This window comes from Kitasatospora phosalacinea, assembly GCF_000717185.1.
In the GTDB taxonomy this organism is placed as follows: Bacteria; Actinomycetota; Actinomycetes; order Streptomycetales; family Streptomycetaceae; genus Kitasatospora; species Kitasatospora phosalacinea_A.
In genome coordinates this window covers 1-856 of sequence record NZ_JNYE01000261.1, presented here as the reverse complement: position 1 = coordinate 856, position 856 = coordinate 1, and the positions used below count along the sequence as shown (strand labels likewise).

The 856-nt window shown below is 69.6% G+C and carries 1 protein-coding gene and 2 pseudogenes; all 3 read left to right on the top strand.

Annotation, left to right across the window (positions count from 1 at the left end; genetic code table 11):
• Positions 1–65: 65 nt before the first annotated feature.
• Positions 66–242: pseudogene (locus tag OO57_RS47570) on the top strand (helix-turn-helix domain-containing protein); the annotation flags it as partial.
• 48 nt (positions 243–290) lie between these two features.
• Positions 291–551 (top strand): helix-turn-helix domain-containing protein, encoded by a 261-nt coding sequence (locus tag OO57_RS47565; protein WP_418909946.1) that lies wholly within the window; start codon positions 291–293, stop codon positions 549–551.
• A gap of 50 nt (positions 552–601) precedes the next feature.
• Positions 602–856, top strand: a pseudogene (locus tag OO57_RS37910) (IS630 family transposase); the annotation flags it as partial.

The window sequence follows — 856 nt, the reverse complement described above, 5'->3', positions numbered from 1 at the left end:
CTACTCAGGTTGAATTCGCCTTGTTGGGGTGCTGAGGGCTGTCGATCGGTGGGTATGTCCCATCCGTGCGATACGCGCAGGGGGGCGGGTTCACTGCCCAGGAACAGCAGCGCCGGGAGCGGGTGCGGCTTGATGCCGCCGAGCGGTTCGAGCGTGGTGACGGCAACGGAATGATCGCCCGTGACTTGAGAGTGACGGTGCGGTCGGTCGAGCGGTGGCGCCGGGCTTGGAGGGACGGTGGCTCGGCAGCGTTGGAGTCGAAGGGGCCTCAGTCGCAGCCGAGGCTGGGCGTGCGACAGTTCGCCCTGCTGGAGCGGGATTTGGAGAAGGGGCCGTTGGTGCACGGCTGGGAGGACCAGCGGTGGACGCTGGCGCGGATCAAGACGGTGATCGGCCGCAGGTTCCACGTCTCGTACACGGTCCAGGGCGTCTGGAAGCTGCTGCGGCGAGGCGGCTGGTCGTGCCAGCAGCCGGTTCGCTGGGCGGTCGAGCGCGACGACGGAGTGGTCGAGGTGTGGAAGAAGCAGGTGTGGCCGCAGGTAAAAGCGTAGTGGCGGCGACCGGGGCCTGGCTGGTGTTCGAGGACGAGGCCGGGGTGTCGATGACACCGGCCCGCGCCCGTACCTGGGGACGCCGCGGCCGCACCCCTGTCGTCCGGGTGCGGGGCCGCTCCCGCCGGCGGGTCTCGATCGCCGCCCTGACCTGCTACAAGCCCGGTGAACGCTCCCGGCTGATCTACCGACCCAGGCCGGACGACAGCCAGGGTCGGGCCAAAGGCCGCAAGAGCTTCGCCTGGACCGACTACCGCGACCTGATCGTCGCCGCGCACAACCAGCTCGACGGCCCGATCGTCCTG